The organism is Mycolicibacterium rutilum (assembly GCF_900108565.1).
Classification (GTDB): domain Bacteria; phylum Actinomycetota; class Actinomycetes; order Mycobacteriales; family Mycobacteriaceae; genus Mycobacterium; species Mycobacterium rutilum.
Map to the genome: position 1 here is coordinate 1,446,619 of NZ_LT629971.1, position 18,450 is coordinate 1,465,068.

An 18,450-nucleotide genomic window follows, 5' to 3' on the forward strand; every position below is an offset into this window, starting at 1 on the left:
GACCTCTGTCGCGCTGATCTGAAGGCAGCCGGTACGGTTGGGGAGCGGGGCGCCGAGCGTGATAGGCTCCCCCGGTTGTTGGGGCGAGTGGCGGAATGGCAGACGCGCTGGCTTCAGGTGCCAGTGTCCTTCGGGACGTGGGGGTTCAAGTCCCCCTTCGCCCACAATCGCAGAGGCCACGAACCGAGACTGGTTCGTGGCCTCTGTGCTCGGTGTTGCCCGTACTCATCGCTGAACAGATTGCCGCCGGGCTCCGCCCTGTCGACGCCCGACCCCGGGCCTTGACCTCAAGTCCGATTGAGGTTCTACGGTCACCGGCATGGACACGGCAACATCACGACCCACTTCCGCAGTCGAGCTTCACGCAGACGTCGTTGACGCGGGAATCTTGTTCCTGCGCATCGTCTTCGGCGGCCTGCTAACCGCGGCGGGCCTTCAGAAACTCTTCGGCTGGTTCGGTGGTCAGGGGCTCACCGCCACCGGTGCAATGTTCGCCGACCTCGGTTATCGGCCGGGCATGTTCTTCGCCGCCGTCGCGGGGACGCTGGAGGCGGTCGGAGGGACTTTGCTGCTGCTCGGGTTGTTCACCCCGCTGGCCTGCGCCATCGTCCTCGGGGTGATGATCAACGCGGCGAGCGTCACGTGGTCAGGTGGCCTCTTCGGCCCGACCGGATACCAAATGGCGCTGCTCTATGCCACTGCGGCGGTGGCGATCGCCTGCACCGGCGCCGGACGACTTGCGCTCGACACCGGTCGCGCATGGCATCGAGAGGGCGCGGCATGGGCCGCGGCGAGCATCGGTCTCGGTGTCGCATCCGCGGTCGGTGTCTTGCTGCTCAAGACCGTCCTGTAGCGACCAGCTGTCAGTCTGCGGACCTACCCGTCCGCTGTTGCCCAATTGGCCCTTGGCGGCGCCGCTGGCAGCGATCGGCGCGATGTTCGATCTCGCTCAGCCGACCGCTTAGGTGGGGAAATCCGCGCTGCGAGAGAGCATCTCGTTAGTCCGGATGTCGGCCAGGGTCTGCTCCAGCGTGTCGGTCACGGCGTCGTATCCGCTATTGCCCAGGACCAGCCGGCGCGGCGGCGGGTCTTGAGCCATCGCAGCGATCACCGCACGGGCACCACGGCGCGGATCGCCGGGTTGCACGCCGTCCATCTCCACGAAGGCGGCACGGACCTGCTCCAGCATGTCGTGATACTCCGGAATAGCCTCCGATACGGGCTCGTTCGAGAAGCCGGCGTAGGCGTTCGTGCGAAACGCCCCCGGTTCGACCGTCAAGACGGAGATGCCCTGTGCTGCGACCTCCTCGCGCAGGGCATCGGTGATGGCTTCGATGGCGAACTTCGTCGCACTGTAATAGCCGAATCCGACCGCCGACACGAGCCCGGCTACCGAGGACACGTTGACGATCCACCCGTTTCCGCGGGCGCGCATCCCCGGCAGCACTGCACGCGTCACCGAGAGCACCGCGAAGAAGTTCAGTTCGAACATCGCCCGTATCGAGGACTCGTCCATCCCTTCGATCGATCCGTACCAACCTCGGCCGGCGTTGTTGACGAGCACGTCGATGCCGCCGAAGCGCTCCTCGGCGGCATACACCGCGCGCTGCACCTGCGCCGTATCGGTGAGTTCGAGCGGCACGACCAGAACGCGGTCGCCGTACTGGTCGGCCCACCCCGCCAGTTCTTGCGGGCGCCGGGAGGTGAGCGTCACGCGGTCCCCGATCTCCAGCGCCGCCTCTGCGAACGCCACTCCGAAGCCGCCGGGCGTGCCACCTGTGATGAACCATCGCCTGCTCATGGCTCGATCACCAGCCGGCTGATCGACGCACCATCGAGGGTGAAGCGGAAGTGCAGGTCGGCGACCCCGCCGGAGAAGTTGCCCTCCAGGTGCTGCTTGACGTCGACGGTCGTGTCAGTCGTGGTCGCGCCGGTGAACTCCGATGTGTAGGTGTACTCGCCGGCCGAGGCGGTCAGCCAGGCCCCGATCTCGTCGCGGCCCCTGTAGTCGCGGCCTTCATCGGTCACGACGGCATCGGCGGTGAAGGCGGCGACCGCTCGGCCGTCCTCTGGCGTGTTGAGCGCGGTCATGAACGTCTTGATGGTGTCCGGGAGTGCATCCCATTCTGTGGTCATGACCCCACGGTGGAGCCTCCCCCAAGGGGAGAGTCAAGCCAGATCGTCGTTAGTCCCGATCGTGGTGTTGCCGCAGGCGATCGCGAACTCATTTACCGCGTCGACGAAGATGCGCCGACGAACCATGAAAGCCAAGTGCCGAAGCCCCGTTTGATCTGATGAGTAGTCGCCTGCCGCGGTGGCCGGATAGAAAAACAGATAGGTGCCGGGTTTGCCGCCTGCCGGTCGGAATGCGAACTCATCGTGAGCGTCAAGGAAAGGCTCGAAGCCAGCCAGGGGCATCAGCGCTGCGTAGTACCGCTTCGCGGAAGCCGGATCGGGCACGTTGACGCCGAGATGGCCAAGCACCGGACGAGTATCCCCGACGGCGTTTCAGCGCCCGCTCTACGGAAGCATCTAGTCTGTCGGGGGTGCTCACCGAACTCGTGGAACTGCCCGGCGGCTCGTACCGGATGGGATCGACCGCCTTCTATCCGGAGGAAGCTCCGGTCCACACCGTGTCGGTGGCGCCGTTCGCCATCGAGCGCCATCCGGTGACCAATGCGCAGTTCGCCGAATTCGTCAGGGCCACCGGCTATGTCACGGTCGCCGAACGTCCGCTCGATCCTGCCGACTTCCCCAACGTCCCGCCCGCCGACCTCGTCCCTGGTGCGCTGGTGTTTAGACCGACGGACGGACCGGTCAACTTGCGCGATTGGCGGCAGTGGTGGGACTGGGTGCCCGGCGCCTGCTGGCGGCATCCGTTCGGTCCGGACTGGTCGATCGATGACCGCCCCGATCATCCGGTCGTCCAGGTCGCCTACCCCGACGCCGCGGCGTACGCGGCGTGGGCTGACCGCCGCCTACCCAGCGAGGCGCAGTGGGAGTACGCCGCGCGTGCCGGTTCCACCGCCGCCTACGCCTGGGGCGACGACGTGCGTCCCGACGGTCGCCTGATGGCCAACACCTGGCAGGGCAGGTTCCCGTACCAGAACGATGGCGCGCTCGGCTGGGCCGGCACCTCGCCGGTAGGCACGTTTCCCCCCAACGGATTCGGGCTCGTCGACATGATCGGCAACGTGTGGGAGTGGACCACCACCCCCTACAGCCGTCACCACCGAATCGACGAGCCCGCACAGAGCTGCTGCCCGCCGCCGGCGCCGTCCGGCGACCCGACCGTCAACCAGACCCTCAAGGGCGGTTCACACCTGTGCGCACCCGAGTACTGCCACCGGTACCGCCCGGCCGCGCGCTCGTCGCAGTCTCAGGACAGCGCCACGACGCACATCGGCTTTCGCTGCATCGCGTGAGTGGCGAAACATTCGAGGTTCCGCCGCGGCAAAGACGCTGGCCTGGACGTTTCGGCGACATCAGGTGGCGTAACATTCGGTAATCCGCCACCGGGCTCCCGGGGTGGCACAGTGAGTGCATGCCCCGCCGCCCGAAGGTTCCGCCGAAGGACTTCCCCCGTCCGTCGGTACGCGAGTACGCGGGCACCCGGGCCGACGCCGCGCGCTGGGTGCGCGACGTGCTTCGCAGCCAGATCCTCGAAGGCGCGTTCGGTGGACTCGCCGCGGCGCGGCCGGCGCTGCCGCCCGAGTCTGAGCTTGCCGCGGAGCTCGGTGTCAGCCGCAACGCCATCCGCGAGGCCCTGGAGCTGCTGCGCGGCGAAGGCCTGATCACCCGCGTCCAGGGATCGGGCACCTTCGTCACCGGCGCAAAGCTGCGCCAACACCTCGACCGACTGGAGGGTCTCGCTGAATCCCTTGCCGGACACCAGCTGCCGGTCGACAACGAGGTGCTCTCGGTGCGCGAGTCGGCGGCGACCCCGTTCGTCGCGGCGAAACTCGAGCTGCCGGAGAATGCGCCGATCCTGTTCATCGAACGGTTGCGGTCGGTCGGCGGGCTGCCGCTCTCGCTGGACACCACGTCGCTGCGCATCGGCGCCATCCCCGTCGACGCCGAACTCGCTCAGCAGGACGTCTTCGCGATCGTCGAGCGCGAGCTGGGCGTGCGCTTGGGCTGGGCCGAGATCACCGTCGAGTCCGTCGCCGCCGACTCCCGAACCGCCGAATTGCTCAAGATCCGCCCCGGTGCACCGCTGCTGCTGCTCCATCGTCTGACCCACCTCGAGGACGGCACCCCGTTCGACCTCGAAACCGTCCGCTACCGCGGCGATCGGTGCTCATTGGTGACCACCGCCGCACGGGGTGACGCCGCGAGTCCGTAGGACTGGCGCCGCCACCCACCCCACGCCCGAAAGGGTTATTCCGCAACCGAATTGGAAGGTGTATTCGTCATGCCCGAACAACCCAACATCGTGTACTTCCATGTCGACAACCTCGGCATGGGCGAGCTCGGCTGCTACGGCGGCGGCATCCTGCGTGGCGCCGACACCGCCCGCGCGGACGCGTTCGCCGCCGAGTCGCTGAAACTGTCGCACTTCGTCGTCGAGCCGCAGTGCACCCCAACCCGGTCGGCGCTGATGACCGGCCGCTACCCCATCCGGTCCGGTAACCACACGATCGCGCTGGGCGGCAACGGCGGCGGCATCGTTGCCTGGGAACGCACCATGGGCGACATCCTCTCTGAAGCCGGTTACGCGACCGCATGTTTCGGCAAATGGCACATCGGCGCAGAGGACGGTCGCTGGCCGACCGACCACGGCTTCGACGAGTGGTACGGGCCGGCCCGGACCTACGACGAGTGCCTGTGGCCCGACGACCCGTGGTACGACGGTGAGCGCGACGGCTACTCCTACATGTACGAGGGAACCAAGGCCGACGGGGTCACCACCACCGACCAGCAGCTGACGGTCAAGCTCAAGGGCGAGATGGACGGCGAATACGACCGTCGCGCCAAGGCTTTCATGAAGCGCAGCGTCGAGGCCGGCAAGCCGTTCTACCTGTACCACAACCACTCGCTGATGCACTTCCCGATGGAGGTGCGCGAGGAGTTCAAGGGTAAGAGCACCAACGGCGCGTGGGGAGATTCGCTGCTGATGCTCGACCACGACTTTGGCAGCATCCTCGACTATCTGGCCGAACTCGGCATCGAGGACAACACGATCGTGGTGTTCGCCGGCGACAACGGCGCCGAGGACCACTTGGCCGGTCGCGGCACCGCAGGGTTCTTCGACGGCTCCTACTTCAGTTCGGCCGAGGGCGGCATCCGCACGCCCTGCCTGATCCGCTGGCCGGGCAAGGTGGCGCCGCGCGAGAGCAACGAGATGGTGCACGTCACCGACATGTTTCCGACGCTGCTGCGCTGGGCCGGCTGTGACGTCCCCGACGACCGCATCATCGACGGCATCGACCAGCGCGAGTTCTTTGCCGGCGCCGACGAATCCAGGCGCGAAGGCTGCATGGTGTGGCTCAACGAAGAACTGCACGCCGTCAAATGGTCACAGTTCAAGATCAACTTCAAGCGCCAGCAGCACTTTCACGATCCGGAGATTCCGCTCGGCTTCGCGCGCATCACCAACCTGCTGGAGGACCCGAAGGAGCGTGAGGCGGTCAACCAGACCTGGGTGCGGTGGTGGGTGATGCAGCACGCGTACCGCTTCATCCAGGCATTCGAGGAGAGCGTGCAGACCGAGGAGCTGATCCCGGCCGGGGCGCCCATCGACTTCGTGCCGGCGCGCACGCAGTAACAGCGCCATGACGTCGTCGAAAAGCTACGGTGCCGAATCGATCACGATCCTGGAGGGCCTCGACGTCGTCCGGAAGCGACCCGGCATGTACATCGGGTCGACGGGCGAACGCGGCCTGCACCACATGATCTGGGAGGTCGTGGACAACGGCGTCGACGAAGCGATGGCGGGACACGCCAGCCGGGTCGACGTGACCCTGCTCGCCGACGGCGGCGTCGAAGTGGTCGACGACGGACGCGGGATCCCGGTGGCCCAGCACGCCACCGGGATCCCCACCGTCGACGTGGTCATGACGCAACTGCATGCCGGCGGCAAATTCGACTCGGACTCCTACAGCGTCTCGGGCGGTCTGCACGGCGTCGGCGTCTCCGTCGTCAACGCGCTGTCCACCCGGCTCGAGGTCGACATCTGGCGCGACGGCTATCAGTGGTCGCAGTCCTATGACCGATCGCTGCCCGGCACTCTGACCAAGGGTGCGCCTACCGCGAGAACCGGTACCAGAGTGCGCTTCTGGGCTGACCCGGAAATCTTTGAGACCACGACGTACCGCGTCGAGACGGTCGCGCGCCGCCTTCAGGAGATGGCATACCTCAACCGCGGCCTGACCCTGACCCTGAGTGACCAGCGCGGCGCAGACGCCGATAGCCGCACGTTCCACTATCCCGGCGGGCTGGTCGACTTCGTCGCCCACATCAACCGGAACCGAGAGCCGATCCAGCCGACCGTCGTCGGCTTCACCGGTACGGCGCCGGCCATCGAGGTCGAAGTGGCGATGCAGTGGAACGCGGGTTACACCGAGTCGGTACACACCTTCGCCAACACGATCAACACCCATGAGGGCGGTACTCATGAGGAGGGTTTCCGTGCGGCGCTGACGTCGGTGGTCAACAAGTACGCCAAGGACAAGAAGCTGCTCAAGGACAAAGATCCGAACCTCACCGGCGAAGACATCCGCGAAGGCCTGGCCGCCGTGGTGGCGGTGAAAGTGGCCGAACCGCAATTCGAGGGCCAGACCAAGACGCGACTGGGCAACGCCGACATCCGCTCGTTCGTGCAGAAAGTTTGTCACGAGAACCTGACCCACTGGTTCGAGGCGAATCCTGCCGAGGCGAAGACCGTCATCGCGAAGGTCACGTCGTCAGCGCGGGCGCGGGCGGCTGCGCGTAAGGCGCGGGATTTGGTGCGTCGTAAGAGTGCCACTGATATCGGTGGGTTGCCGGGTAAGTTGGCGGATTGCCGCTCGACGGATCCCACCAAGTCCGAACTGTATGTGGTCGAGGGTGATTCGGCCGGTGGTTCGGCCAAGAGTGGGCGCGATTCGATGTTTCAGGCGATCCTGCCGTTGCGCGGCAAGATCATCAATGTCGAGAAGGCCCGTATCGACCGGGTGCTGAAGAACACTGAAGTGCAGGCGATCATCACCGCGTTGGGCACCGGTATCCACGACGAGTTCGACATCTCCAAGCTGCGTTATCACAAGATCGTGTTGATGGCTGATGCTGATGTCGACGGCCAGCACATTTCCACGCTGTTGTTGACGTTGTTGTTCCGGTTCATGAAACCCCTGGTCGAAAACGGGCACATCTTTTTGGCCCAGCCGCCGTTGTACAAGCTCAAGTGGCAGCGCAGCGCCCCCGAGTTCGCCTATTCCGATCGTGAGCGTGACGGGTTGCTCGAGGCCGGGCGTGCGGCGGGTAAGAAGATCAACACCGATGACGGTATCCAGCGCTACAAGGGTCTGGGTGAGATGGATGCCAAGGAGTTGTGGGAGACCACGATGGACCCGTCGGTGCGGGTGCTGCGCCAGGTCACCCTCGATGACGCCGCCGCCGCCGACGAGTTGTTCTCCATCCTGATGGGCGAAGACGTCGAAGCCCGCCGCAGCTTCATCACCCGAAACGCCAAAGACGTCCGCTTCCTGGACATCTAAAACAACGGCAGCGCCAGGTAGGTGATCACCAAGGCGCCCAGAATCAACACGGCCGCCCCGGCGCAGAACACCTGGCGCCGAGCGGTGACGCGTACCGCGAGCGGACGGGCCGCGAGCGCGCGGCGCCGCCGGACCCCGATCAGAAACACTGCGGCGGTGCACACCAGTGCGGCCACACCGACATTCACCCGGGAAGGCTGGTCGAGACCGTGCTCTCTGGCCAGCAGCAGTCCGCCGGCCACCAGCGCCGCCAGCGACGTGCGGGCCCACGCCAAGTCCGTGCGTTCGGCTTGCAGCCCGCGGTCCTGGGCCAGCGCCTCACGGGTCACGCTGCGACCGCCACTGTGATCGTCACCAACCCGATCACGATCAGGCCGATCGTCAGGTAGACCGGCGTCCGCGGTCGCGAGAGCGGCTGATCCCGCCGCATCGCGTAGTCCACCCGGTGCCACCGGTGCAGACCCGCGCCGGACGTGAGAACCGCGAGGACACCGACAGCCATGCCGACGGCGTGCCGCGACCCGGGGACGCCGAGTTCGGGCATGAACTGCACGACCGCGACCGCGGCGGCCAGCAATCCGAGCGCAGTGCGCTGCCACGCCAGAAAGGTCCGTTCGTTCGCCAGGGTGAACCGGTAGTCGGGCTCGGTGAGCTCCGAGTCATGCTCGGCGACAACAGTTTCAACGTTCACCGTCCCAGTGTTCGGGACCCCCCGGGCGGCCGCCAGTACCGGGCAGGTGGCGTAACGCAGATGTCACCCGAATGTGCGTCGAGATCTACGTCAGGGTCGCGATCGGGCGTTGCGAACAGCCCTGACGTCGATCTCGACGGCACATCGCTCGGCGGAACGCCGGAAGAATTGGCAGCGCCCGCGCCTCGACCTCGGCCTGCAGATCAGCGCCGATGGCGTAACTATCGGGCAACCTCCAGTGACGGCGAGGTAACAGAAAACGTCGACTCTGGTCAACGTGAACCAGCGAACCCAGAGCCCCCGCCGCCGTGCCGCGGCCCTACTCGCGGGCCTGGCCGCCGTTGGCGCCCAGGCGCTGAGCGGGTGCGGGCTGCTCACCGACCCCACGGTCACCGTGAACGTCGGCTACCAGTCCAAGACCATCAACACGGTCAACGCCGGCACACTGCTGCGCGACAGCGGCGAGTTCGAGAAGGCGCTCGAGCGGCTCGGCGAGCAGACCGGACAGCGGTACCGCGTGGTGTGGCAGGATTTCGCGTCCGGCGCGCCGCTGACCGCCCAGATGATGGCCACCCACGTCGACATCGGTTCGATGGGCGACTACCCGCTGCTCACCAACGGCTCCAAAACCCGCAAGTACGCGGACGCCGAGACCGAGATGATCGCGACCACCGGCTACAGCCTGCGCGGGTCGCTGAACCAGGTGGTGGTGCCGCAGACATCGAGCGCACGCACACTGGCGGACCTGACCGGGCAGCGCGTGTCGACCAGCTTGGGCTCCGCCGGCGACGGCATGTTCTCGACAGCGTTGCAGCGCAACGACATCGACAAAGCGGTCGTCAACATCGTCAACCAGGACCCGGCCGTCGGCGCCGCAGCAATCGAGGGCGGTCAGGTCGACGCACTCGCACAGTTCGTGCCGTGGCCGCAGCTGGTCGTCTTTCGCGAGCAAGGCCGGCTGCTCTACGACGGCGGTGACAACGAGGTTCCGACCTTCCACGGCGTCGTGGTGCGCAAGCACTTCGCCGACGGCCACCCCGAGGTGATGACCGCCTTCATGGAAGCGGTGCAGAGCACCACCGAGGCGATCGTCGCCGACCCGCTGCGGGCAGCCCAGCGCGTCAGCGCGCTTACCGGCATCGAACCCGAGGTCGTCTACCTCTACAACGGGCCCAACGGGTTGGTGTCGTTCGACATGACGATCAAACGGCAGTTCTCGGCCGCGTTCGATCAGGTGAAGGCGTTCCTGGTCAAGCGCGGATCGGTCACCGCCGACTTCGACGTCGCCGACTTCATCGACGACAGCTATCTGCGCACGCTGTTCGGGCCCGACTACGAACGGCGCCTCGACGACGTCGCGAACCCGGCGAAGCTCAGCGGCACCGACGACCTGTGCCGGCTGCCGGTCGCGGACCCCGCGCAGGCATCGGAGGTGTGGCCGGCCGGCGCCGACACGACACATCCCGCCGCCACGCCGACGTGTCTGCTGCGCCGGGTGGCCGCCACCGAGGAGGTGCGTGCCGCCTACGTCCCGGACACGCTGACCGGCATCCGACTGTTCGCCGACCACGCCGTCTGGCTCGCGGACCCGGGCGCCCCGCCGACGCAGCGCTACAAGCCGTTCGCCACCGACGCCGGCGCGGACGCCTATCGCGCCACACACCCGCAGGCCACCCCTGTCGGATACGACGCCGCGGTCTCGCAGTCGAGATCGTCCCGCTGAAAACCCGCCCGACCCGGAAACCGAGGAGAAAAGATGACGCTGACCCTGAACGACGTCGGAGCGGTGCCCACCCGGGCGCCCGCGGCGCCACCGCGAACCCCGCTGCGGGTAACCCTCGCCGGGCTGCTGCCGGCGAGGCTGCGGACCCGCACCGCGGCCTTCGTCCTTCCGCTGCTCCCGATCGCCGGCTTCCTGGTGCTGTGGCACCTGCTGACCGACTACGGCGTGGTGGCGTGGCTGCGGTTCAACCGGATGCCGACACCGGCGAGCGTGTTGGACGCCTTCATCGCGCGGGTCGGATCGGGCTCCTACTACGACGACCTGTTCGCCAGCCTGCAGCGCATCCTGCTCGGCTTCGGCCTGGCCGCCGTCGTCGGCGTCGCGCTGGGCATCCTGGTCGGCCGCTCCGAGGTGGCGCGAATGACGTTGCGGCCCTTCATCGAGATCATCCGACCGATACCGGCGATCGCGCTGGTGCCGCTGACCATCCTGCTGTTCCCGTCCAGTGAGCAGGGCATCGTGTTCATCACGTTCTTCGCCGCGTTCTTCCCCGTCGTGGTCAGCACCATCCACGCGATGGACTCGTTGCCGAAGGTGTGGGAAGAAGCCGCCAAGACGATGGGCGCGGGCCGGGTGTCGCTGCTGTTCCAGGTGATCCTGCCGGGCGCACTGCCCGGCATCTTCGCCGGCCTGTCGGTGGCGATGGGCGTCGCATGGATCTGCGTGGTCAGTGCGGAGATGATCTCCGGCCAGTTCGGCATCGGCTACTACACCTGGCAGTCCTACGGGCTGCTCGACTACGCCGGCGTGGTGGTCGGCATGCTCTCGATCGGCGCACTGGGCCTGGGCACCGCCTGGCTCGTCGAGTACGTCGGCCGCCGCGTCAACCGCTGGCTGCCGAGGGCCGCCCGATGACCACCGGAGCAGTCCACCTCGACCACCTGAAACTCGGTTTCGACGGCGTCCTCGCCGCCGACATCACGCTGACCGTCGAGCCCGGCGAGATCGTCGTGTTCCTCGGCCCGTCGGGCTGCGGCAAGTCGACGATTCTGCGAGCGCTGGCCGGGCTGCTCACCCCGGTGGGTGGCACCGCCACCGTCGACGGTGCGCCCGTCGCCGGCAATGCGGCCCAGTGCGCCATGGTGTTTCAGGAGGACGCGCTGTTCCCGTGGCGCACCGCGCTGAAGAACGTGCAGTACCCGATCCGGCTGCGCGGTGTGCGGGGCCGTGAGCTCACGCGGGCGGCCACCGCGCGGCTGCAGCAGGTGGGCCTCGACGCCTACCTGGACCACCTGCCCGCGCAGCTGTCCGGTGGCATGCGCCAACGGGTGCAGCTTGCCCGCACGCTGGCGTGCGAGCCGCAGGTGATGCTGATGGACGAGCCGTTCGGCGCGCTGGACGCCCAGACCCGCTTGGACATGCAGCGGCTGCTGATGTCGGTCTGGGAGCAGCAGAAGATGACGATCCTGTTCGTCACGCACGACGTCGACGAGGCGCTGTTGCTGGCCGATAGGGTGGTGCTGCTGAGCCACCGGCCCGCGACCGTCGCCGACGTCATCGCCATCGACAATCCGCGTTCACCAGAGGCGCAGTTCCACGAGGACTATCAGCGGCTGCGCCGCGACATCCTCGCCTTCCTCGGTCAGAGCCCTGCCAAGAGCGCCTGACCGCCATCGTCTAGGAGAAGTCCGTGAGTCTCACGCTGCCATCACCGCGGGTCCATAGCCCCGCGACACCGTCTGTGCTGCAGGCACTTCGATCTCCTGCGCTGCTGCGCACCGAGGTGCTGGCGGGGTTGGTGGTGGCGTTGGCCCTCATCCCGGAGGCGATCGCGTTCTCGGTGATCGCCGGTGTCGATCCCCGCGTCGGATTGTTCTCCTCGGTCACGATGGCCATCACGATCGCGATCGCCGGCGGCCGGCCGGCGATGATCTCGGCGGCGACGGCGGCGGTGGCCCTGGTGGTCGCGCCGGTGGCGCGCGAGTACGGGGTGGGGTACCTGGTGGCGACGATCGTGCTCGCCGGGTTGTTCCAGGTGCTGCTGGCCGTCGGCGGCGTCGCGAAGCTGATGCGGTTCATTCCGCGCAGCGTGATGATCGGCTTCGTCAACGCGCTCGCGATCCTGGTGTTCGTGTCGCAGGTGCCGCACCTGCTGGGGGTGCCGTGGCTGGTGTATCCGCTCACGGCGGTCGGCATCGCGTTGATGGTGCTGCTGCCGAAGGTGACGACGGCGGTGCCCGCGCCGCTGGTGGTGGTGCTGGTGCTGACCGCCCTGGTCGTGCTGTTCGGTTGGGACGTGCCCGACGTCGGCGACCAGGGTGCTCTGCCGGACTCCCTTCCGCTGCCCGGCATTCCGGACGTCCCGCTGACGTGGCACACGGTGCAGATCATCGCGCCGTACGCGCTGGGAGCGGCGCTGGTGGGGCTGCTCGAGTCACTGATGACGGCCAAGCTCGTCGACGACATCACCGAGACGCCGTCGAACAAGACCCGCGAGGCGTTCGGGCAGGGCATGGCCAACATCGTCACCGCACTATTCGGCGGGATGGGCGGCTGCGCGGTGGTCGGGCAGACCATGATGAACGTCAAGGTCGCCCGCGCCCGCACGCGGATCTCGACGTTCCTGGCCGGGGTGTTCATCCTCGTGCTCGTCGTGGCGCTCGGACCCGTCGTCGGGATGATCCCCATGGCCGCTCTGGTGGCGGTCATGATCGTGGTCTCGGTGGCGACCCTGGACTGGCACAGCATCGCGCCGCGCACGCTGAAAGTCATGCCGCGCAGCGAAACCGCCGTCATGGTGGTGACGGTCATCGGCACCGTCGCGACCGGCAACCTCGCCATCGGCGTGGGTCTGGGCGTGCTGGCGGCGATGGTCGGCTTCGCGCGACGGGTGGCGCACATGACGATCGTCGAATCCGACTCGGCGTCGGACACCCGGACCTACCGGGTGCGCGGCGAGTTATTCTTCGCCTCCAGCAACGACCTCATCCACCAGTTCGACTACGCGAACGATCCGGACGAGGTGGTGATCGACCTGTCGCGCACCGACGTCTGGGACGCGTCCTCGGTGGCGACACTCGACGCGATCAGACAGAAGTACGAGGCGCGCGGCAAGACCGTCCGGCTCACCGGCCTCGACGGGGCGAGTCTCGAGCGGCTCACCAAACTGTCGGGGCGGCTGGGAATCTGACCGCCGTCACGCGCTGTCGTCGCCCCAATCGAGGTCGTCCAGATACTTCCGCAGGTCGTTGAACTTCTCCATCTCCTCCGTCATGGCCCGCGAATAGCTGGCAGTGACGTACCGGACGAAGTCACCCATGCGCTCGATGTCGAAGGCAAACGCGACTCTGTCCGCAACAGAACCCGAGCGGTTGAGGACTTCGCCGATCCATCGGTCGCTTCCCAAGCCGCCGAGCTCGACGCGCGTTATCTGAAACAGTCTCCCGGTGTCATCCACCACGCTCCAGAAATCCACGGGACTGAACATCTAACTCCGTTCCGCTAAACGACACAGGTCGTCGCCTGGCGCCGTGAACACCTATGATTCAGCGACGGACGCTCCTCTAGCAACGCTCTGCAGCCGCGTGCGATTCCCCGGCCGCGGCTGGACGCTCGGCACGCCTCGACGGTCCCGCGCCCGACTCCGGGTAGGTTTTCTGGGCATGCGGCACGGACTTCTTGCGCTCATCTCTGCGGTCGCGCTGCTGACGGCGGCGTGCGGTTCGACTGTCGAGGGCACGGCGGTGAAGGGCACCGGTGGACCGTCGGCGCCCGCACTGAACTTCGACCAGCTCGACCCCGGCCGCTATCCGACCGAGCCGCGCGAGCCGCTCGGCGCGGCGGGGGACCCGCGGCGTGGGGTGATCATCGAGGCGCAGCGGATGGCCAACCACGTCATCGGGCCCTGGGAGGTCGACCCGGCGCTGTCGGGCTGGTTCGGTTTCGGCGCGATGGTGCTTCCGCACTCCGACATGCTCGCGCTGATCGGGCCCGCGAACTTCGCCGCCGCGGCCGGCAGGCACAACTTCGTCAACGGATTCGCCACGGCCCGAATCGAAAAGGGCAGCAAGATGATGCTCAACGCGGTGCTGCGCTTCGCCGACGACGGCGCGGCCACCGCGGCGGCCACCGACCTCGGCGACACCGCGTTGCAATTGGCCAGTGCCGACGGGCCGCCGCAGAAGCTCGACGTACCCAACCATCCCGAAGCCCGCGCATCGAGCTACACCGGCACCGATCGCGCCAGCGGGCCGTTCGGCGCGGTGCGGTCGTTCACCGCGCACGGTCCCTACGTGTTCATGCAGTTGGCTCAGGTCACCGCGGGCGTCGAGGCCGCGACCGGGCTGATTGTCAAGGCGATCGAGCTGCAGACTCCGGAGATCGACAACTTCCGGGCCACCGACCCCAGCGAGTTCACCGACATCTCGATCGACCCGACCGGGCTGCTGGCCCGGACGCTGCCGATCGAGGGGCAGGACGCGTCGTTCACCAAGAACGCCACCTACGAGCAGCGCGGCGCGCTGCACTTCCAGTCCGACCCGGCGCGCACCTCGAAGTTGTTCTCCGACATCGGCATGGACACCGTCTCGATGGGCGGCACGAACGTCTACGAGACCCGCGACGCCGACGGCGCCAAGCGCATCGTCGAGGACTTCTTCGCCGAGGTCTCGCCGACCGCCAAGCCGGCCAACGCGGTGCCGAACATGCCCAACAGCCGGTGCCTGGGCATGAACGACGGCAGCTTCTACTGCCTCGGTACCGCGGACAACTATGCGATGGAGGTCAGCGCGCCGAATCTGCTTGCCGCCCAGCAGATGACGGCCGCGCAGTACATCATGCTGATGAGCTGATCAGCACCCCGTTCAGCACCAGCGCACACAGTTCGGCCGCTGCGGCGTCGACGTCTTTGACCCGCCGCACACACACCGCGTACCAGGCGCCGCCGGCGATGACGTCCATGACGGTGTCGGCGCTGATGTCCGGCCGCGCGACGCCGGCGTCCACCGCGGCGGTGAGCCGATCGCCCAGTTGGCTTCGCGCCGTCGCCTCCAACCGGTCGCTGAGCATCCGGCGCATACCGCGGTCGGCTCGTAAGTCGTTGAGCAGTCCGGGAATTGACTCGGCCACCGCGGGATCGGCGTACATCGCGAGCGCGCCGCGGCACAGCCGGGTGATCTCGGCGACGAAGTCGTCTTCGGGCGGATCCTGGCCCAGGTCGGGGAACAGCGCCTCGTGCACGAGATGAGCCTTGGACCGCCACCGCCGATACACCGCGGGCCGGCTCACGTTCGCGGTGGCCGCGATGAGGTCGATCGTGGTGTTGGCGTAGCCGCGCTCGATCAGCAGGCGTCGCGCGGCGGCCAGCACGTCGGCGTCGATCGACGGGTCCCGGCGCGAACCCTGCCGTCGGCGGCGCGGCGCTGCGGTCTCGGCCATTTCCACCCCCCTCGCTGCATTTGTCGTTACAGTCTGTCACAACAAAACGGGGCCGAACGTGGGTTACCCGCACGTTTGCGGCGAGCAGTGCGTGCGGGTAACCCACGTTCGCGGGCGACAAAGGGAGGCGGCGACGGTGACGCTCGCGCAGACGAACCTATTGGCGGGTGTCGGCGAGGACGGCCGCCACCTGTACACCTGCCCCTTATGTGAAGCCATGTGCGGGCTGGAGATTCACGTCGACGGCGGCCGCGTCAGCAGCATCCGGGGCAACCGCGACGACACCTGGAGCCGCGGCCACATCTGCCCGAAGGGCGCCACGCTGGGCGCGGTGCATGAGGACCCGGACCGGATTCGCCGGCCGCTGATCAAGGTCGACGGGCAGTGGCGCGAGGTCAGCTGGGACGCCGCCTTCCGTCGCTGCACCGAACTGCTGGCCCCGGTCATCGAGAGATACGGCATCGGCGCGGTCACCTGCTACACCGGAAACCCGCTCGCACATTCGTTCTCGCTCGGCCGCTACACCGGCGTGCTGCTCGGCATGTCGGGCATCCCGCTGAGCTACTCACCCGGAACCGTCGATCAGTGGCCCAAGAACCTGTCGTCGCACCTCATGTACGGCGGCTGGTGGACCTTCCCGGTGCCCGACATCGAACGCACCGACCTGCTGATCGTGATGGGCGCCAACCCCGCCGCCTCGCAGGGCTCGCTGCTGGCCGCACCCGACGTGATGGGCATCATCGACGCGATCCGCAAGCGCGGCAGGGTGATCGTCGTGGACCCGGTCCGCACCGCCACCGCCGCCCGCGCCGACGAATGGCTGCCGATCACCCCCGGCACCGACGCGGCGCTGCTGCTGGCCGTCTCGCACACGCTGTTCGCCGAGGACCTGGTCGACCTCGGTGCCCTGGCGCCCCACATCGACGGGCTGGACCGGCTGCGGGCGGTGACCGCGGACTGGCCGCCAGAGCGGGTCGCCGACGTCACCGGCATCGACGCCGAACGCATCCGCGCGCTCGCCCGCGAATTGGCAGGCACCCAACGTGCCGTCGTGTACGGCCGAATCGGGTTGTGCAACCAGGAGTTCGGCAGCCTGGCCAGTTGGCTTGTCGACGTCGTCAACATCCTCACCGGGCACTTCGACACCGTCGGCGGCGCCATGTTCCCGCTGGCCGCCGCGTGGTCGGTGACCGTGCAGCCCATCCCAGGTCTCGAGGACGGCGCACCGGAGTTCGGCCGGTTCCGCACCCGCGTGCGCGGCGCCAAGGAGGTGCTCGGCCAGGTTCCGGTCTCGTGTCTGGCCGAGGAGATCGCGACGCCGGGGGAGGGGCAGATCAAGGCGCTGATCACCGTCGCGGGCAACCCGGTGCTGTCCACACCCGCCGGCCACCTGCTCGACGAGGCCCTGCCGAAGCTCGACGCGATGATCGCCGTCGACCTGTGGCTCAACGAGACCACTAGGCACGCCGACGTGATCCTGCCCGCACCGTCACCGCTGGAGCAGCCACACCACGACGACCTGATCCTCAACTTCGCGATCAACAGCATCGCGAACTACTCGGCACCGGTGTTCGAACCCGAGGATCCGGACCGGCCGCAGGAGTGGGAGATCCTGATCCGGCTCACCGGCCTGTGCACGGGCACCCCGGCCGAGGACGTCGACGTCGCGGCGATCGACGACGGCTTCTTCGACTACATGGCGTTCACGCAGGGCCTCGACGGCGCCGAACTGCGCAAGCACTACACGCGCGGCGGGCCCGAGCGCATCCTCGACCTCACGCTGCGCACGGGCCCGTTCGGCGACCGTTACGGCGAGCACCCCGACGGGCTGACCCTCGACAAGCTCAAGGCCCAGCCCAACGGCGTCAACTTCGGGCCGATGGTCCCGCGGATTCCGGAGGTGCTCGGCACCGCCGACAAAAAGATCCGGCTCGCGCCGCAGTACCTGCTCGACGACGTGCCCCGCCTCGCCGCGCGGCTGAACCGTGCACCCGATGAGCTGGTTCTGGTGAGCCGCAGGCACTTACGGTCGAACAACTCGTGGCTGCACAACGTGGGCCCGTTGATGAAGGGCCGCGACCGGTGCACGCTGCTGATGCATCCCGACGACGCGGCCCGGCGGGGCGTCGCGACCGGCGACGTCGTGGCGGTGGCCTCGGCGGGCGGCTGCATCGACGTGCCGGTCGAGGTGACCGACGCGATCAAGCCGGGTGTGGTGTCGATGCCGCACGGCTGGGGCCACGGCAAGCCCGGCACGCGACTGTCGGTGGCCAACGCATCCCCGGGGGTCAACACCAATGTCCTGTCGCCGCCGACGTTCCTCGACGAACCGTCGGGCAACGGCGCGCTGAACGGTATCCCGGTGACGGTGTCGCCGTCGACGACCTGACAAGATCGGATTGTGGGCAAGAACGAACGCGCGAAGATCGTCATGTCCGGCGACGAGATCGCCGACTTCATTGAACGCAGTCGGACCGCGACGCTGGCGACGGTGCTCTCCGACGGGCGGCCGCACCTGGTGGCCATGTGGTACGCCGTGCTCGACGGCGAGATCTGGTTCGAGACGAAGGCCAAATCGCAGAAGGCGGTCAACCTTCGGCGTGACCCGCGCGTCACCGTGATGATCGAGGACGGGCTGACCTACGACACGCTGCGCGGCGTGTCGATCGACGGCACCGCCGAGATCGTCGACGACCCGGAAACCGTTCTGCGCGTAGGGATCAGCGTGTGGGAGCGCTACACCGGGCCCTACACCGACGAGATGCGCCCGTTCGTCGACCAGATGATGAACAACCGCATCTGCGTGCGGGTGGTGCCCAGCCGGACCCGCAGCTGGGACCACCGCAAGCTCGGCATGCCCGAGATGCCCGTCGGCGGCACCACCGCCCAGTATCTAGGTTGAG

Annotated in this window: 18 protein-coding genes, 1 tRNA gene and 1 pseudogene; 13 read left to right on the forward strand and 7 right to left on the reverse strand. The window is 67.6% G+C overall.

Annotation, left to right across the window (positions count from 1 at the left end):
- Nucleotides 1-81: 81 nt before the first annotated feature.
- Nucleotides 82-164, forward strand: a tRNA-Leu gene (locus BLW81_RS06930).
- Between the two features lie 155 nt (nucleotides 165-319).
- Nucleotides 320-853: a DoxX family protein gene (locus tag BLW81_RS06935; protein ID WP_083406547.1), complete on the forward strand. Its 534-nt coding sequence runs from the start codon at nucleotides 320-322 to the stop codon at nucleotides 851-853.
- A gap of 108 nt (nucleotides 854-961) precedes the next feature.
- On the opposite strand, the gene BLW81_RS06940 is transcribed toward BLW81_RS06935, so the two are convergent.
- From BLW81_RS06940 to BLW81_RS06950, 3 genes and pseudogenes are all read right to left on the reverse strand, one after another.
- Nucleotides 962-1,801: an SDR family NAD(P)-dependent oxidoreductase gene (locus BLW81_RS06940; RefSeq protein ID WP_083406548.1), complete on the reverse strand. Its 840-nt coding sequence runs from the start codon at nucleotides 1,799-1,801 to the stop codon at nucleotides 962-964.
- A complete protein-coding gene (locus BLW81_RS06945; protein ID WP_083406549.1) occupies nucleotides 1,798-2,136 on the reverse strand; it encodes a hypothetical protein in 339 nt (112 codons plus the stop codon). The genes BLW81_RS06940 and BLW81_RS06945 overlap by 4 nt, the downstream gene beginning before the upstream one ends.
- Before the next feature lie 57 nt (nucleotides 2,137-2,193).
- Nucleotides 2,194-2,484 (reverse strand): annotated as a pseudogene (locus BLW81_RS06950) (VOC family protein); the annotation flags it as partial.
- Between the two features lie 62 nt (nucleotides 2,485-2,546).
- Between BLW81_RS06950 and BLW81_RS06955 the strand changes: the two are divergent.
- The 4 genes from BLW81_RS06955 to gyrB all read left to right on the forward strand — a co-directional run bounded on the left by BLW81_RS06955 (nucleotide 2,547) and on the right by gyrB (nucleotide 7,697).
- A complete protein-coding gene (locus BLW81_RS06955; protein ID WP_083406551.1) occupies nucleotides 2,547-3,425 on the forward strand; it encodes a formylglycine-generating enzyme family protein in 879 nt (292 codons plus the stop codon).
- Between the two features lie 218 nt (nucleotides 3,426-3,643).
- Nucleotides 3,644-4,345: a GntR family transcriptional regulator gene (locus BLW81_RS06960; RefSeq protein ID WP_157897905.1), complete on the forward strand. Its 702-nt coding sequence runs from the start codon at nucleotides 3,644-3,646 to the stop codon at nucleotides 4,343-4,345.
- Between the two features lie 69 nt (nucleotides 4,346-4,414).
- The gene (locus BLW81_RS06965; protein WP_083406553.1) at nucleotides 4,415-5,767 is read left to right on the forward strand and encodes an arylsulfatase; all 1,353 of its coding nucleotides are present in this window, start codon (nucleotides 4,415-4,417) and stop codon (nucleotides 5,765-5,767) included.
- Nucleotides 5,768-5,774: 7 nt separating this feature from the next.
- A complete protein-coding gene (gene gyrB / locus BLW81_RS06970) occupies nucleotides 5,775-7,697 on the forward strand; it encodes a DNA topoisomerase (ATP-hydrolyzing) subunit B (protein WP_083406554.1) in 1,923 nt (640 codons plus the stop codon).
- On the opposite strand, the gene BLW81_RS06975 is transcribed toward gyrB, so the two are convergent.
- Nucleotides 7,694-8,026, reverse strand: a complete 333-nt coding sequence (locus tag BLW81_RS06975; RefSeq protein ID WP_083406555.1) for a DUF202 domain-containing protein — start codon at nucleotides 8,024-8,026, stop codon at nucleotides 7,694-7,696. The two genes, gyrB and BLW81_RS06975, sit on opposite strands and share 4 nt — an antisense overlap.
- Nucleotides 8,023-8,388 carry a YidH family protein gene (locus BLW81_RS06980; protein WP_083406556.1) on the reverse strand — a complete coding sequence of 122 codons (366 nt, stop codon included), beginning with the start codon at nucleotides 8,386-8,388 and terminating at the stop codon, nucleotides 8,023-8,025. Before BLW81_RS06980 ends, BLW81_RS06975 begins: the two co-directional genes overlap by 4 nt.
- 277 nt (nucleotides 8,389-8,665) lie before the next feature.
- Between BLW81_RS06980 and BLW81_RS06985 the strand changes: the two genes are divergently transcribed.
- The 4 genes from BLW81_RS06985 to BLW81_RS07000 are packed head-to-tail and all read left to right on the forward strand — an operon-like array spanning nucleotide 8,666 to nucleotide 13,301.
- Nucleotides 8,666-10,111 carry an ABC transporter substrate-binding protein gene (locus BLW81_RS06985; RefSeq protein WP_235632208.1) on the forward strand — a complete coding sequence of 482 codons (1,446 nt, stop codon included), beginning with the start codon at nucleotides 8,666-8,668 and terminating at the stop codon, nucleotides 10,109-10,111.
- Between the two features lie 33 nt (nucleotides 10,112-10,144).
- On the forward strand, nucleotides 10,145-11,026 hold the full coding sequence (locus BLW81_RS06990; protein WP_083406558.1) for an ABC transporter permease: 882 nt from the start codon (nucleotides 10,145-10,147) through the stop codon (nucleotides 11,024-11,026).
- The gene (locus BLW81_RS06995) at nucleotides 11,023-11,778 is read left to right on the forward strand and encodes an ABC transporter ATP-binding protein (RefSeq protein WP_083406559.1); all 756 of its coding nucleotides are present in this window, start codon (nucleotides 11,023-11,025) and stop codon (nucleotides 11,776-11,778) included. Before BLW81_RS06990 ends, BLW81_RS06995 begins: the two co-directional genes overlap by 4 nt.
- A gap of 23 nt (nucleotides 11,779-11,801) precedes the next feature.
- Nucleotides 11,802-13,301 carry a SulP family inorganic anion transporter gene (locus tag BLW81_RS07000; protein ID WP_083406560.1) on the forward strand — a complete coding sequence of 500 codons (1,500 nt, stop codon included), beginning with the start codon at nucleotides 11,802-11,804 and terminating at the stop codon, nucleotides 13,299-13,301.
- A 6-nt stretch (nucleotides 13,302-13,307) separates the two neighbouring features.
- Here BLW81_RS07000 and BLW81_RS07005 read toward each other — a convergent pair whose 3' ends face one another.
- Nucleotides 13,308-13,598 (reverse strand): hypothetical protein, encoded by a 291-nt coding sequence (locus tag BLW81_RS07005; protein ID WP_083406561.1) that lies wholly within the window; start codon nucleotides 13,596-13,598, stop codon nucleotides 13,308-13,310.
- 175 nt (nucleotides 13,599-13,773) lie between these two features.
- Here BLW81_RS07005 and BLW81_RS07010 point away from each other — a divergent pair, with 175 nt between their 5' ends.
- Nucleotides 13,774-14,961, forward strand: coding sequence for a DUF7373 family lipoprotein (locus BLW81_RS07010; protein ID WP_083406562.1), 1,188 nt, complete (start codon nucleotides 13,774-13,776; stop codon nucleotides 14,959-14,961).
- On the opposite strand, the gene BLW81_RS07015 is transcribed toward BLW81_RS07010, so the two are convergent.
- Nucleotides 14,945-15,547: a TetR/AcrR family transcriptional regulator gene (locus BLW81_RS07015; RefSeq protein ID WP_083406563.1), complete on the reverse strand. Its 603-nt coding sequence runs from the start codon at nucleotides 15,545-15,547 to the stop codon at nucleotides 14,945-14,947. The genes BLW81_RS07010 and BLW81_RS07015 overlap by 17 nt on opposite strands.
- Before the next feature lie 136 nt (nucleotides 15,548-15,683).
- Between BLW81_RS07015 and BLW81_RS07020 the strand changes: the two genes are divergently transcribed.
- Nucleotides 15,684-17,936 (forward strand): molybdopterin-dependent oxidoreductase, encoded by a 2,253-nt coding sequence (locus BLW81_RS07020; protein WP_083406564.1) that lies wholly within the window; start codon nucleotides 15,684-15,686, stop codon nucleotides 17,934-17,936.
- A gap of 12 nt (nucleotides 17,937-17,948) precedes the next feature.
- A complete protein-coding gene (locus tag BLW81_RS07025; protein ID WP_083406565.1) occupies nucleotides 17,949-18,449 on the forward strand; it encodes a pyridoxamine 5'-phosphate oxidase family protein in 501 nt (166 codons plus the stop codon).
- The last annotated feature ends 1 nt before the right edge of the window (nucleotide 18,450 follow it).